Genomic DNA, 14,621 nt, shown 5'->3' with positions numbered 1-14,621 from the left:
TTCTCTTGTCCATTGAGAGGTGTTCCTGACCTACTTTTGTCGCAAACAAAATAATTTAAAACCCTATACGTATGCAATACCATGAAATCGGAAAGACAGGGATGAAGGTATCATCTCTCAGTTTCGGAGCTTCCTCTTTGGGAGGAGTTTTCCATGATCTAAAAGAAAAGGAAGGCATTCAAGCTGTGTTTACGGCCATCGAAGCAGGAATGAACTTTATAGATGTATCCCCTTATTATGGGCATTATAAGGCGGAGACTGTTCTTGGCAAGGCACTGAAGGATATTCCTCGTGACCGTTACTATCTTTCTACGAAAGTAGGACGCTATGGCAAGGATGGAGTCAATATGTGGGACTACTCGGCAAAGCGTGCAACGGAGAGTGTATACGAAAGTATGGAGCGTTTGAACATTGATTTTATCGATTTGATTAATGTGCATGATGTTGAATTTGCAGATTTGAATCAGGTCGTGAATGAAACATTACCTGCTTTAGTCGAGCTGCGTGAGAAAGGGGTGGTAGGCCATGTCGGAATCACTGACTTGCAACTTGAAAATCTGAAATGGGTGATAGATCATTCACCAAGCGGAACTATTGAATCTGTTCTCAGTTTTTGTCACTATTGTCTTTGCGATGATAAACTGGCTGATTTTCTCGATTATTTCGAATTGAAAGGAATCGGTGTGATCAATGCTTCCCCTTTGTCGATGGGCCTATTAAGCGAACGGGGCGTTCCGGCTTGGCATCCGGCTCCTAAGCCACTGGTAGATGTTTGTCGGAAAGCGATGGAACATTGTAAAGCTAAAAACTATCCGATAGAAAAGCTTGCCATGCAGTTCTCTGTGAGTAATCCGAAGGTTGCGACTACACTGTTCAGCACCACTAATCCGGAGAATGTAAAAAAGAACATCGCTTTTATCGAAGAGCCCGTTGACTGGGAACTCGTCCGTGAAGTACAGGACATTATCGGAGATCAGAAACGTGTGAGTTGGGCAAACTCTTAAAAGCAGACCAATCTTATGAATGATACGATTATTGATGCACATGCCCATTTATGGCTGCGACAGGATACTGTGGTGAATGATCTTCCCATCCGGACACTGGAAAACGGACGCTCGCTATTTATGGGAGAGATCCGTCAGATGGTTCCTCCTTTTATGGTGGATGGGGTCAATAGTGCAGAGGTTTTCCTTTCGAACATGGACTATGCGCAGGTAGCTGCGGCTGTCATCACGCAGGAATTTATCGATGGGATTCAGAATGAGTATTTGGCAGAAGTTGTTTCCCGTTATCCTAACCGTTTCTTTGTTTGCGGTATGTGTGAGTTTCGTAAACCGGGATTCTTAGAACAAGCCAAAGCTCTTATGGCCGAAGGTTTTAAAGCCATAAAGATTCCTGCTCAACGCTTATTGCTAAAAGAAGGACGGGTGATGTTGAACAACGAGGAGATGATGGCAATGTTTCATTATATGGAAGAGCGGAATGTAATACTGTCTATCGATTTGGCGGACGGGGCAACACAGGTTCCCGAAATGGAAGAGATAATTCAGGAATGCCCCCGGCTGAAGATTGCTATCGGCCATTTCGGGATGGTTACGCTGCCTGACTGGAAGGAGCAGATTAAACTGGCACGCCATCCGAATGTAATGATTGAATCCGGTGGGATTACCTGGCTTTTCAATGATGAGTTTTATCCATTTAAGGGAGCGGTGAAAGCGATTCGTGAAGCTGCCGATCTGGTTGGAATAGAGAAACTGATGTGGGGATCGGATTATCCGCGCACCATTACCGCTATTACCTACAAGATGTCTTATGACTTTGTGGTGAAGTCTCCGGAATTATCAGAAGGCGAGAAAACTTTGTTTCTAGGAGAAAATGCGAGGGAGTTCTATGGATTTGCCGGTCTTCCTACGCTTCCCTATATCAAAAATATGTCCGAGTAAGAAGAATAACTATACCATGAAACAATAATTGTACAAATGAAGAAAAATACATATACCATTCCTCTCGCACTTGTTTTCAGTCTTTTCTTTTTGTGGGCGATCAGCAGTAATTTGCTTCCTACCATGATCAGACAGTTGATGAAAACCTGCGAACTAAACACATTTGAAGCTTCTTTTACAGAAACTGCCTATTGGCTGGCTTATTTTATTTTCCCTATCCCTATTGCTATGTTTATGAAACGTTATAGTTATAAGGCAGGGATTATCTTTGGTCTGGTGCTGGCGGCAGTCGGAGGCTTGCTCTTTTTTCCTGCTGCTATCTTGAAAGAGTACTGGGCTTATCTCTGTATCTTCTTTATCATAGCTACAGGCATGTGTTTTCTGGAGACGGCTGCCAATCCGTATGTGACAGTGTTGGGAACACCCGAAACGGCTTCCCGGCGATTGAATCTGGCACAGTCTTTTAATGGGCTTGGGGCTTTCATTGCCGCCATGTTTCTCAGCAAACTGATTTTGAGTGGATCGCATTATACGCGAGAGACGCTTCCTGTGGATTATCCGGGTGGTTGGCAGGCTTATATACAGTTGGAAACGGATGCAATGAAACTTCCTTATTTGATATTGGCTTTGTTGCTTCTAGCCATTGCTTTCGTATTTATATTCTCAAAACTGCCGAAGATCGGAGATGAGGATGAGAAAGTACCCATTGATAAAAAGGAAAAACTGATAGACTTTGGAGTGTTGAAACACTCGCATTTACGTTGGGGTGTGATTGCGCAATTCTTCTATAATGGTGGACAAACGGCGATCAATAGCCTGTTTCTTGTTTATTGCTGTACCTATGCAGGACTTCCGGAAGATACTGCGACCACTTTCTTCGGACTGTATATGCTTGCTTTCCTTCTGGGACGTTGGATCGGTACGGGTTTGATGGTGAAATTCCGTCCGCAGGACATGTTACTCCTCTATGCTTTGATGAATATTCTTCTTTGTGGAGTAGTAATGATATACGGAGGGATGATCGGGTTGTATGCTATGCTGGCTATTTCCTTCTTCATGTCTATCATGTATCCCACTCAGTTCTCTTTGGCTTTGAAAGGGTTGGGAGATCAGACAAAGAGTGGCTCTGCCTTTTTGGTGATGGCTATTGTCGGCAATGCCTGCCTTCCTCAGTTGACGGCATATTTCATGCACGCTCACGAACATATCTATTATGTAGCATACTGTGTACCGATGATTTGTTTCGTCTTCTGTGCCTATTACGGTTGGAAAGGTTATAAGGTAATCGATTAATAAATTTATTTCAAATATATAAGATGAAAGCAGTTCAAATTGTCAATCCCTTCGAAATGAAGGTGGTTGAACTGGAAAAACCGGTTGCTGGTACCGGTGAAGTATTGGTAAGAATCAAATATGTCGGTTTTTGCGGTTCCGACCTGAATACATTTCTGGGACGTAATCCGATGGTAAAGTTACCCGTAATACCGGGACATGAAGTGGGAGCAGTGATCGAAGAAATCGGACCAGATGTTCCGGCAGGTTTCGAGAAGGGTATGAATGTGACTTTGAATCCATATACCAACTGTGGTAAATGTGCTTCATGTCGTAACGGTCGTGTCAATGCCTGCGAACATAATGAAACGTTGGGTGTACAGCGGAATGGGGTAATGTGCGAATATGCCGTTTTACCTTGGACTAAGATTATTCCTGCCGGCGACATTTCTTCCCGGGATTGTGCCTTGATAGAGCCGATGAGTGTAGGATTCCATGCTGTTTCCCGTGCCCGGGTTATTGATAATGAGTATGTGATGGTGATTGGTTGCGGTATGATTGGTATTGGTGCTATTGTACGTGCTGCATTAAGGGGGGCAACAGTGATTGCTGTCGATTTGGATGATGAGAAACTGGAGTTTGCGAAGAAAGTCGGAGCTTCTTATGTGATTAACTCCAAAACAGAGGATGTGCATATACGGATGCAGGAGATTACAGAAGGATTGGGTGCTGATGTGGTTATTGAAGCGGTCGGTAGTCCGGTTACTTATGTGATGGCTGTGGATGAAGTCGGTTTTACGGGGCGTGTTGTTTGCATTGGTTATGCCAAGAGCGAAGTCGCTTTTCAGACGAAATACTTTGTGCAGAAAGAACTGGATATTCGTGGTTCCAGAAATGCATTACCTGCGGATTTCCGTGCGGTGATCAATTATATGAAGGCGGGAAATTGTCCGGTGGAAGAGTTGATAACCAAGATTGCAAAACCTGAAGGAGCTTTGGAAGCAATGCAGGAGTGGGTAGCTAATCCGGGAAAAGTATTCCGTATATTGGTGGAATTCTAAAGATGATAAGCCGGATGTGAAAAGTAACATTTTATAATGTTATTATATAGGCACGGATTTCACGGAATTAACACGGTTTAATAGTCCATCTAATCTCTTAAAACCGTGAAATCCGTGTGATCCGTGCCTGAAATTTTAGCACATTCTTTTCTGCCTGCCTGCAAATGTAGCCTATAGCAAGTGGTTGGCAGAAGTATGATATTCTATCAATCCCTCCATCGGACTTTGAAGTATCTTTCCTATTCCGAGACCGGTTTCTTTTGCCGCCTCCTGGAGTATTTCTTTGTAGCAATAAGCAACGGAGCCGATAAAACGTACAGGATACTGTGTATAATCATATTGCATCACATTTCTGCGGATGAAAGCGATAAAGCTGTTAAGCACTATTGTGCGGATGCCCGGTTCCTCCAGATGCTGTGCAAGAAAAGGAGAAAGGCTTGCTAAAAAGCGATTGGGGTATGGCTGACGGTAAACCCGGTCGATAATTTCAGGTGCTGTCAGATCAAACTGCTTTAGAAACTCTTCTTTTAATTGGGCAGGGAGCTGATTCTTTAAAATATCTCCGACCAATAGCTTTCCTAAAACCGCCCCACTTCCTTCATCGCCTAAGATGAAACCTAGTGGTGAGACATTACTTACGATTTCTTCTCCATCATAAAAACAGGAATTGGAGCCGGTACCCAGAATACAGACAATTCCCTTCTCATGTCCGCATAATCCACGGGCTGCCCCTAGCATATCCGAGTTTGCTTTTATATTACCGATGACTGGTAAACTGTCAGCGATGGCACGCCGGAGAACCGGAGCCTTTTCAGCTGTACAACCTGCTCCGTAGAAATAGACTGCATTTAGCTTTCCTTCCGGTAGCTGAGGAAGGAGAGAAATGGTCAGTTCTCGTTGAATATCTTCTTCCGATTGGAAGAAAGGGTTGATCCCTTTCGTTCCGATTCGTTTGATCAGCGTGCCGTTGAGTACGACACACCAATCGGTTTTAGTAGAGCCACTGTCTGCAATAAGTATCATATCTTAATGTATATTTTCTTTTTATATAGTATATAGCCGATTGCCCAGTTGAGGAGGACAAAGAGCAGGGCAAATATGAGAGAGCCTCCTTTGTCTCCGAAAACCGGTTGCAAAAGGGCACTGTATATGTATCCGTGTAAAGAAGTTGGTTCGCCGGCATAAGTCATTGGAATCATAGCAAAAAGAATTGCCAGAATGTCAGCGAGTACATAAATAAAAAGTGGATTGACTCCGAATGATTCGAAGAATCTACTCCAGCCTTTGTAGCCTTTGATGTCGATGATCCAGACAAGTAGTGCTAAAAAGCTGGAACCCATACCACAAGTGATCAGAACAAAAGAAGGAGACCATATCTTTTTGCAGATTGGCGAACCGTAGCTTAGTAGAAAACCAGCAAAAGTGAGGATAGTGCCTATCAGGAATAAACGTTCCAGTTTCTCATGGATATCCTTTACCTCCATTAATAGTTTGCCTGCACAGAAACCGATCATTACATGAGCGACGGCAGAAATCGTACTTAATAAACCCTCTGGGTCCAGAATGGCACCACCATAAATATGCGCCTGGCCCAATACAGCACGATCCACTATAGAAAGGACATTTGTTTCGTCGTAGACGTATCCGTTACCAACGGCAAGAATCATGAAATAACCGATCAGAAGAACTGTTATCAGATACGGAATATATTTATGTTTGATAAGAAGAGCGGCCAATGCAGTAATTCCATATCCCAAAGCAAGCCGTTGCATGACCCCAAGAATGCGAATCTGATCTATTGGAAAAGGATCATGCTGGAAACAGAGAATGGAAAGCCAGCTGATACCGATGCCGATTAAGAAGATGATGACCGTTCGTTTGAGTATCTTTAAACCGGCAGGTATACTGAAGGTAAAATCATACTTCCGTAAAGAGATGTACGTCGAAATCCCCATGATAAACATGAAGAAGGGAAATACGAGGTCAGTAGGAGTCAAGCCGATCCATTCAGCGTGCTTGAGAGGGGCATACGTATGTTGCCAGGAGCCGGGGGTGTTCACTAAAATCATTCCGGCGATGGTAATGCCTCGCATTACATCGAGTGCCAATAGGCGTTTGTTACTTGTTACATTCATGACTGTTACTTTTTTAATGTGTTAAGTTATAAGTAATTCTGTTCTATATTTTTTTTCCGAATGAATCGTCCAGTCGATTGCGGATCATTAATGACGCTATGATACCGGGAATCGTACATATACATACCCAGATAAAGAAATTCGTGTATCCGATATGCTCCTGTATCCATCCTGCAGGCATTCCCGGAATCATCATGCCCAGTGCCATGAAACCGGTACCTATGGCATAGTGAGCTGTCTTGTGTTCTCCTTCTGCAATGTAAATCAGATAAAGCATATAGGCGGTGAATCCAAATCCATATCCTAGCTGCTCGATAGCTACACAAATGGAGATAAATAGGGGGTTATCCGGTGTAGCTGCTGCCATCCATACATATAGGAGGTCGGGGAGGTTAATAGCCAGTGCCATTGGTAATATCCATTTCTTAAAGCCATCACGTGAAACCAGAAAACCGCTGATAATTCCTCCGAGAAGCAGAGCGATGACACCGATTGTGCCATAGATCATTCCGACAGTGGCGGTAGAAAGCGCCAAGCCTCCCTGTTCTGCATCATCCAGTAAGAAGGGGGAGGCTATTTTAGCTAGTTGTGATTCTCCGAGCCGGTAGGTAAGCAAGAAGAAAAACATGAGTCCCAGATGCTTCTTTTGGAAGAAAGATATAAATGTCTTTAAGAAATCTTCGAGCAACTTACTGGCCGTGAGTCCTTCTCGTTTGATATCGGTATCAGGATGTGGAAGAATGAACCGGTGGTATAGGGTGAGAGCAAGAAATAATCCTGCCATCAGATAAAAAGTGATACTCCAAGCCAAAGGAATGTTGCCTTGTGAGGTTTCGAGCCATCCGGCGAGCATGACGAGAATACCTTGTCCGAAGATATTGGCAAAACGATAGAATGTATTTCGGATACCTACGAAAAAAGACTGTTCTTTGTTATTTAGTCCAAGCATATAGAATCCGTCAGCCGCTATGTCATGAGTAGCCGAACTGAATGCCATCAGCCAGAAAAAAGCCAGAGTTAGTTGTACAAAATGTGTTGTCGGAATAAAAAAGGCGATGCCTGCAAATCCTGCGGCGATTAAACCTTGCATCGCAATGATCCAGGAACGTTTTGTTTTTACCAAATCAACGAAAGGACTCCATAACGGTTTAATGGTCCATGGCAGATAGAGCCAGGAGGTATAAAGCGTAATTTCTGTGTTTGACAATCCCAGCCGTTTATACATAATGACGGCGATTGTCATTACGGCTACATAGGGCAGTCCTTCCGCAAAGTAGAGTGTAGGAATCCAGTTCCAGGGATTTCTACGCTTTACCGACATACTGTGATTGGTATCTCTTATTGTCATCATGGTATTGATCTTAGAATTATTCGTATTGTTTTTCAAGCACACTACCAGGATAATAGTGGGATAAAATGTCTTTATAGTTGTATCCCTGTTCACCCATAACTGCCGCACCTATCTGGCAAAGTCCTACTCCGTGCCCCCAACCTGCTCCGGTGAAAGTGAAGCGGGTGGGTACTTGACCCTCTTCCCCTTCTTTGTCAACCACGAATGCGGAACTATAAAGATGGGAAGGGGATAAGGTACGGCGTATTTCCAGTTCTTTTCCGATAATAAGCGTTTGTAAAGTACCTACAATCTTTAATCGTACAAGACGTCCGGAAGTTCCCCGTTCGACAGGAATCAAGTCTATGATTTCTCCGAAATTGATTCCCGAACGTTTATGGACCAGTGCTGAAAGTTCTTGTTGGGTATAACTGACTTTCCAACGATAGAAGTCTATTGTTTCCTGATCATAGTTGTTGAGAACCTGGCTCAGCACTCTTTTATCTTGCGTATTGCAGAAAGCGGAAGGTGATGTACGTATCCATTTTTCTGCTTCTTTTTCTATCGTCAGGTCGGGCAGGTGGATTGCAGAGGCATCACGTTGACCGGTCAGGTATGGATGCCTGACATTTTCCCAGCAATTTTGGAACTCTTCAAAAGCGCCGCCGCAACATTTGGAAAAACGTGTGTCACAGATTTCTCCTTCGTATACAAGCACCTCTCCCCTGGTAGAAGATACGGCTTCGATAGCTTGTGGGGTGGAAGTACGGGTAATTCCCTGATAACGTTGACAATGATCATCGGCACAAACATCAAAGTGTGTATGTGCTTCATGATCGTACCATTTGATGAGTGAAGCATCAGAAGTAGAGGAGGAAGAACCGACTGTGTTTTCTTTTCGTGTAGCCATCCCTAATGTTTCATCCTTCATTCTTAATTCTTCATTTAGAATGTTTCTCGTTCTTAATTTATGAACCAGCCAACTTCTGGAAATGACTGCATGTGCTTTTAAGAGACTTAAAGAAGCAGTGGCACTCATTTCCGATGAAATCACACTAGTCAGATATTCTTCAATGGAAATTACATTGATAGCTGTTAGCCTCTCCTCTTCAACGATTATTTTCAGACTCCCTTTGAATCTTTGTGTTTCTTTGCGTTCCCAATGGAAATTGATGCCGATGGTAACATCTTTTAGCTCAAAGAAAGTATCAGTATCCTGTATGGGAGAGAATGATAATTCATTATATGCTTTCCCTTGCCAGTATATCTTTCCTTTTTGAAAAACAGCCTTTTGTATCCCTGATGCCATCGTGCCATCGGGGGTAACGAAACTTTCCGGGAGAAAGAACTCGATTTCTTTTCCGGAAAGGATACCGACTGTTATCTGAGGTTCTTTCATAATGCTGCCTTTATGCGTTCTGTAATTTTTATAAACTCATCCTGAGGCATAGAAACTTCCCGACGGATTTCATATATCTTCTCGGGAGTCAGTTTGGGAAAATCTTCTTCCCGGACAACAGGAAATATGCCATTCATTTCGGCAATAGCCGGGCTGATAAGAATTTGTTCATCTCCTTCTGCATAATAACAGTCCGGACGGTGTTTGCTACGCAGGAAGATCATGCAGTGATAACGCAGTGTCAAATCTTTCAATTCAGATTCGTAGTATCCTTGGAAAAAATCTTTATGTTTTTCCAAACCGTACCAGGTAAGGATATTCATCATTGGTTCTTTTCCGTTTTTATCAGCAGCGAGTATATCGTAAAGCTGCTTGAATGTACGTGACATTGTTGCTTTGTCCTTTGTCTGGATAAGAATTGCAGTGACTGGATTGTCAATCGAATGTATTTCTACATTACTCTTCTCAATCAACAATTCTTTGTGCCAATCCGCACTTAGTGCACCTTCCAGTTCCTCCTCTTTTCCGCAAGCCTGAAAATGAGCATGGTCCGGAGCAGATGCTCCGCATTCGGGACCATTGTATAAAATGAAGTTCTCTTGCAGCAAACTGGAGAAATCTATCATATCATCGAAACGTTGGACGATGGATTGTGGTGTATGTTTTCTGTCGATAATTGTCAGATGCTGTTTGAATATGGGGTAAGGATTTACCAATATCTGATAATTTTTATAGCTGACAAAATTTTGTTCCTGCGGACGGTTTTCCTGGCATAGAAAGCAGGGGCGTGCATGAATGGAGGAGGTGTCTGTCTGCGCAGTAGCCGAAAGTATGCGTTTGGGATTAGGAAAGGTATATACAAGCATATCGAAATCCTTTCCGGCCAGACTCATTTTTTTCATTTGCTTTCGGTACTCTTCCAATGCCTGATAGTTCTGTTTGGCAAGTTCCCATGAGTGGGTCTGTTCTTCAATTAATTGTAGGATTGCTTTTTGAGGTTTCAGCTTTATTTTATTTACTTGAATCCTCCGTTGCAATTCCCATGTGCGGATACGGTCTTTGTATACATTATTCTGGTTAACCTTTTCGATGGCTAATGCAGCGTCCGAATTACCTTCCCAGCGGCGACAGAGATAAACGACATCATATACCCTGCCTATCTGATAATTGCTTGAAATGCATAGTCCGAGTGCATAGTCTTCTCCATAGCTGGTATTCGGCACGTTGATTTCCCGGAGGAGGGGAGTATAGAAGGCACGGGGAGCTCCCAGTCCGTTGATGCGTAAAGCGTTATTGCGACCATTCTCGGGAGTCCATTCTTTGTGGTCTATGATGCCGGGCGCCATTTCTTTCATGTTGAAGTCTGTCATCATATAGGTACCGATTACCATGGCGCAGTTTTGTTCATAGAAAGCGTTTACCATGATTTGTAAAGTATGCTCGTCTTTGTATACGTCGTCACTGTCGAGTTGGATAGCGAACTTGCCGCATTTCTCGTGATGGATACCTGTGTTCCAGCATCCTCCGATACCGAGATCATTTCTTTCGGGGATTATATGAACCAGCCGATAATCAGTACATAACTCCCGAAGGGCTTCTGTGGTTCCGTCTGTAGAATGATTATCGATTACGATGACATTGAATGGAAAAGAGGTTTGCTGGTTCAAAGCGGAGCGGACCGCATCTTTGATAGTACGGATACGGTTGCGTACGGGAATAATGACAGATGCTTCATATTCGAAAGTAGAGGCTGAAAAGTTGACTGACTGAAAACAGGGTTCCAGATATCCGCCGATAGCTTTCAGATGTTCGCTGCATGCCTGTTCCATTTCTATCTGCACCCGGCGATTTTTCGGGTCTACATAGTCGAACTGTTTCTCACCGCTTTTCCGGGTATCGTTTTCTATTTCTGTATATAGATATTCGTTGATATGTACCAGTTTTTTCTTTTGAGAGATTTTGAGGCGTAAATCATATAATCCTGCATACTGATAGTCTTCTTTGGTAGCCTTTACCATTTTTCTGAAAACCTCGCTTTGGAAAAGCATGACAGAACCGAAGTCAAAGTCATCACGCAGGCTGCCGAATTGATAGTCGATAACGGGAGCCGCTTTCCGTATACCATTCACTTGCTGATAACGGTCGGCATATACCATGCCTGCCTGCGTCATTTCCATTATTTGAACCATTCGTTCGAGAGCGAATAATCCCAGCTTTAGTTCAGTATGCTTGGTGTAAAGTAAGGTATATGTTCCATTGGAATGGGAAGCGATCGCTTTCATCGCTTCTGTCGACTGGATATTCGCTATAGAAATCAGTTCACATCCGGGTAGACAGATATCGGTAGCTTCCGGTACCAGCAAATAGATTTTATCTACCAATTCCGATGTGCGTAATTCTTTAACTGTCTGTATCGTTTCTTCCTGTCTGCAAAAAGGCAGGAAACAGTTGATTGTAATTTTCATCTTTAATTTTTTATTTAATCGGGAGAGTTTGCAGATACTTTTACTTTGTCTTTCCTTTTTATTAGTATGCAAAGTCCTGAAAAGGTGAAGAGAGCATTAAGTATAAGCAACTCGTAACTAATCTGATATCCGTTGAACCAGGCTTCCGAGTGACTTTGCAATATGTAGCAAAGTGCAGGAGAAAGAATAGCTACCAACGGAATATATTTATCATAAACTTGTTTCCTGGTAAATATGCCAAAAGCGAATAACCCGAGAATAGGACCATACGTATAGCTTGCCAATGTATAAATAGCATCAATGACACTGGTATTATTCAGGAGATTGAATACAAAAATAACAATTCCCATAATAACGGCCATACCGATATGAACATGTTTTCGTATTTTGCTGAGAATCGCATCCTCTTTCTTATGGGCATTGAGGATATCTACTGTGAAAGAAGTTGTCAGAGCGGTTAGTGCCGAACCGGCAGCAGAATAGGCAGAGGCTATTAACCCGATAATAAACAAGATGCCCACCATTCCGGGAAAATAGTTTCCGGTAGCAATCATGGGAAATAATTCGTCGCTTTTAGCCGGATTTTCTATGCCTTGCCGGGCTGTGAATGTATAAAGCAATACTCCCAACATCAGGAAAAGCAATATCACGAAAAACTGTGAAATGCCACTGGTGATCATATTCTTTTGCGAATCCCGAAAGTTCTTGCAACTAAGGTTTCGTTGCATCATGTCCTGATCGAGCCCATTCATGGCAATCACTGTGAATACGCCTGCCAGAAACTGTTTGAAGAAATATCGTTTATCATTTACATCGTCGAAGAAAAACATTTTGGATAAATCGCTATCCGAAATGGTACTGATTAAACCGCCGAAATTCAAATGCAGGCTCGAAGAAATATAATAAATACAAAGTACAACAGAGACGACCAGGCAAAATGTTTTCAGCACATCAGTCCAGATCAATGATTTTACTCCTCCCCGGAATGTGTAAAGCCAGACGATAAATACGGTAAGAATCACATTTGCCAGGAAAGGAATGCCGAAGGGTTCGAAAATAAGCAGTTGTAAGGTCAGGCATACCAGAAATAACCGTACGGCTGCTCCTAACATTTTGGAGATGAAAAAGAACCACGCACCGGTTTTGTAGGAGGAAGTTCCGAATCGGTTCTCCAGATATTCATAGATGGAAACCAATTTCATCCGATAGAATAAAGGGACAAGTACAAAGGCAATGATGAACTGTCCGACGATGAATCCCAATACCATCTGTAAATAGGAAAAGCTGCTGGCTTGTACCATACCCGGCACCGATACAAAGGTGACTCCCGAAATAGTAGAACCAATCATGGCAAAAGCAACGATATACCATGCTGATTTACGATTCCCGACAAAGAATCCTTCATTGTCTGCTTTGTGTCCTGCTATGTAGGAGATGGTAAACAAGATCACAAAATAGGCTATAATCGTAACAGATAAGATGATTGGACTCATAGCTGCTGTTTAAATTCGTTTGTGGATGAAATCATCCGAAACTCTTTTTACTTCTTTGCTGACAAATGTAGGGATTTTAATCTATAAACTTTTATTCTTGTTCGTTTTTTCTTCCCGGAGTGCCTCCTGTTGCGTTTTTTGAGGAACTCCAGTTCGATTTTAGAGCCGACTTTAGCTCCGGTGATTTCTTTTCAAGAGATACACCCTGGTTTCTTACTCCTTCGTTATGCATCTTGTCGGAGTAAATGCATTTGTCTATGATTCTTGGTTTTTCTTCATTGGTGGTTATGGCCAGATAGCCTCCATCATTGTTTATTCGTGGGAAAGTGGATATTTGTATGATATTATTTTTATCAGCTTTGTGTTTATTGATAAGTGTGGCAGCAGATTTTGTCAGACAGATATATCCATGAGGAGGAAAGTCCAGCCTTTGATTCTTGTCCGGATGCTTCAAGATGGCAGTTGTCGTGGTTTGCGTTGTACCGGAACCATTGTCAATGTACCTCAATAGTTTTAATGACGGGACCGAAACGGTGGAATTGGATGGATTGTAAAGCTCTATGTATTCTGCACCATATGTTGCGTTGTCATACATGATTTCATTTAACAATAATAGATTCTTTACTTCTTCCGGGTAATCGGGGAGAACGGGCTTTTCCGGTGTTTCAGGTTCTTCCGGATGATCCGGTGTTTCCCCCGGTTCCGTAGTTGTCTCCACATCATTGGATAATTGTATATGATGGAAAGTAAAGCCGTCACAGCGGGTCTTTGTGTAAACACAGTATATGCCACAACAGACGGAATTTTGTATGCTGCTGTCTTTGATCTGTTTTTCTTTCGTATATTCTTCTTCTGACAGCAACCGTGTCCAGAAAGTCCAGTATCCATTGTTGTCGCATTCTACTTTGACGTAGAGTTTAGGTGAGTTGTTCCCCTTCATAAGCTCTCTGCCGGAAGCTAACAGTTTTAATTCTGCCCCGTTCTGCCGGTAAAGTGCCACGTTGTCTTTGGCTCCTCCTATCTGAATAAAATATCCGGTTAATTCACCGGAAAGGACATTTGAAGAGGAAGTAAGATAAAAACGGGCATAATTGTTGGCAGAAGGATTAAATGTCAGACGTACTCCAAACTCCCACCGGGTATTATGGACGGAAGAAGACGGAAATGTGATGTAGGCTGTGCCGGCATCTTCTTCCGGATCATTGAGATGTACTCCTTCTTTGGTATTAATGGTAAATTTATCCGTTTCTCCTGTCCAGGGAAGTTCGGCTGTAGTGGTGTCTTCTCCTGTTTCTTCCTTTGTGTCTTCATCGGGCGGAGGTGCACAATTGTAGAATGCAACCATGAAAAGACTCAAAAGAATCAGGGCTTTACAAACTTTCATACGGTTATAATTATAGTTGTTATCTTTTTTACCGTATTTGTTTGTGTGTTACGCAGAGGCAATTGCGGTGTGGATAATTGTTTGATGAGGCAAAGATAAGGTATAATGTTGAATAAATAAAAGATAGCTACTTTAGTTT

The 14,621-nt window shown here is 42.7% G+C and carries 11 protein-coding genes; 4 read left to right on the top strand and 7 right to left on the bottom strand.

The features are described from left to right. Positions 1 to 71 precede the first annotated feature (71 nt). Genes BLW31_RS10045 through BLW31_RS10030 form a run of 4 tightly spaced genes read left to right on the top strand, consistent with a single transcriptional unit; the run spans position 72 to position 4,276 of the window. The gene (locus BLW31_RS10045) at positions 72 to 1,004 is read left to right on the top strand and encodes an aldo/keto reductase (protein ID WP_010536296.1); all 933 of its coding nucleotides are present in this window, start codon (positions 72 to 74) and stop codon (positions 1,002 to 1,004) included. Between the two features lie 15 nt (positions 1,005 to 1,019). After that, a complete protein-coding gene (locus BLW31_RS10040) occupies positions 1,020 to 1,943 on the top strand; it encodes an amidohydrolase family protein (protein ID WP_010536297.1) in 924 nt (307 codons plus the stop codon). Positions 1,944 to 1,979: 36 nt separating this feature from the next. Next, a complete protein-coding gene (gene fucP, locus BLW31_RS10035) occupies positions 1,980 to 3,236 on the top strand; it encodes an L-fucose:H+ symporter permease (RefSeq protein ID WP_010536298.1) in 1,257 nt (418 codons plus the stop codon). A 23-nt stretch (positions 3,237 to 3,259) separates the two neighbouring features. Further along, the gene (locus tag BLW31_RS10030) at positions 3,260 to 4,276 is read left to right on the top strand and encodes a zinc-binding alcohol dehydrogenase family protein (protein WP_010536299.1); all 1,017 of its coding nucleotides are present in this window, start codon (positions 3,260 to 3,262) and stop codon (positions 4,274 to 4,276) included. 171 nt (positions 4,277 to 4,447) lie between these two features. On the opposite strand, the gene BLW31_RS10025 is transcribed toward BLW31_RS10030, so the two are convergent. From BLW31_RS10025 to BLW31_RS09995, 7 genes are all read right to left on the bottom strand, one after another. Further along, positions 4,448 to 5,299, bottom strand: a complete 852-nt coding sequence (locus BLW31_RS10025; RefSeq protein ID WP_010536300.1) for an ATPase — start codon at positions 5,297 to 5,299, stop codon at positions 4,448 to 4,450. After that, complete coding sequence (locus BLW31_RS10020) at positions 5,296 to 6,411, bottom strand: acyltransferase family protein (protein ID WP_010536301.1); 1,116 nt, start codon at positions 6,409 to 6,411, stop codon at positions 5,296 to 5,298. The genes BLW31_RS10025 and BLW31_RS10020 overlap by 4 nt, the downstream gene beginning before the upstream one ends. A 43-nt stretch (positions 6,412 to 6,454) precedes the next feature. Next, complete coding sequence (locus BLW31_RS10015) at positions 6,455 to 7,762, bottom strand: AmpG family muropeptide MFS transporter (RefSeq protein WP_010536302.1); 1,308 nt, start codon at positions 7,760 to 7,762, stop codon at positions 6,455 to 6,457. Positions 7,763 to 7,778: 16 nt separating this feature from the next. Then, positions 7,779 to 9,140 (bottom strand): SpoIID/LytB domain-containing protein, encoded by a 1,362-nt coding sequence (locus tag BLW31_RS10010; protein ID WP_010536303.1) that lies wholly within the window; start codon positions 9,138 to 9,140, stop codon positions 7,779 to 7,781. Further along, complete coding sequence (locus BLW31_RS10005; protein ID WP_010536304.1) at positions 9,137 to 11,605, bottom strand: DUF4922 domain-containing protein; 2,469 nt, start codon at positions 11,603 to 11,605, stop codon at positions 9,137 to 9,139. Before BLW31_RS10005 ends, BLW31_RS10010 begins: the two co-directional genes overlap by 4 nt. Positions 11,606 to 11,619: 14 nt before the next feature. Beyond that, positions 11,620 to 13,098 carry a sodium:solute symporter gene (locus BLW31_RS10000; protein ID WP_010536305.1) on the bottom strand — a complete coding sequence of 493 codons (1,479 nt, stop codon included), beginning with the start codon at positions 13,096 to 13,098 and terminating at the stop codon, positions 11,620 to 11,622. 91 nt (positions 13,099 to 13,189) lie between these two features. Continuing rightward, the gene (locus tag BLW31_RS09995) at positions 13,190 to 14,482 is read right to left on the bottom strand and encodes a lamin tail domain-containing protein (RefSeq protein WP_010536306.1); all 1,293 of its coding nucleotides are present in this window, start codon (positions 14,480 to 14,482) and stop codon (positions 13,190 to 13,192) included. Between the last annotated feature and the right edge of the window lie 139 nt (positions 14,483 to 14,621).

It is taken from the genome of Bacteroides faecis MAJ27 (genome assembly GCF_900106755.1).
Classification (GTDB): Bacteria; Bacteroidota; Bacteroidia; order Bacteroidales; family Bacteroidaceae; genus Bacteroides; species Bacteroides faecis.
The sequence above is the reverse complement of the archived record's forward strand: the minus strand, read 5'-3'. Positions and strand labels throughout refer to the sequence as shown.

What these genes read in the sequence shown, in the direction of transcription:
- BLW31_RS10025 (WP_010536300.1), bottom strand. Translation starts at nt 5,299, where the DNA reads ATGATACTTATTGCAGACAGTGGCTCTACTAAAACCGATTGGTGTGTC.
- BLW31_RS10045 (WP_010536296.1), top strand. Translation starts at nt 72, where the DNA reads ATGCAATACCATGAAATCGGAAAGACAGGGATGAAGGTATCATCTCTC.
- BLW31_RS10040 (WP_010536297.1), top strand. Translation starts at nt 1,020, where the DNA reads ATGAATGATACGATTATTGATGCACATGCCCATTTATGGCTGCGACAG.
- BLW31_RS10005 (WP_010536304.1), bottom strand. Translation starts at nt 11,605, where the DNA reads ATGAAAATTACAATCAACTGTTTCCTGCCTTTTTGCAGACAGGAAGAA.
- BLW31_RS10015 (WP_010536302.1), bottom strand. Translation starts at nt 7,762, where the DNA reads ATGATGACAATAAGAGATACCAATCACAGTATGTCGGTAAAGCGTAGA.
- BLW31_RS10030 (WP_010536299.1), top strand. Translation starts at nt 3,260, where the DNA reads ATGAAAGCAGTTCAAATTGTCAATCCCTTCGAAATGAAGGTGGTTGAA.
- BLW31_RS09995 (WP_010536306.1), bottom strand. Translation starts at nt 14,482, where the DNA reads ATGAAAGTTTGTAAAGCCCTGATTCTTTTGAGTCTTTTCATGGTTGCA.
- fucP (WP_010536298.1), top strand. Translation starts at nt 1,980, where the DNA reads ATGAAGAAAAATACATATACCATTCCTCTCGCACTTGTTTTCAGTCTT.
- BLW31_RS10020 (WP_010536301.1), bottom strand. Translation starts at nt 6,411, where the DNA reads ATGAATGTAACAAGTAACAAACGCCTATTGGCACTCGATGTAATGCGA.
- BLW31_RS10010 (WP_010536303.1), bottom strand. Translation starts at nt 9,140, where the DNA reads ATGAAAGAACCTCAGATAACAGTCGGTATCCTTTCCGGAAAAGAAATC.
- BLW31_RS10000 (WP_010536305.1), bottom strand. Translation starts at nt 13,098, where the DNA reads ATGAGTCCAATCATCTTATCTGTTACGATTATAGCCTATTTTGTGATC.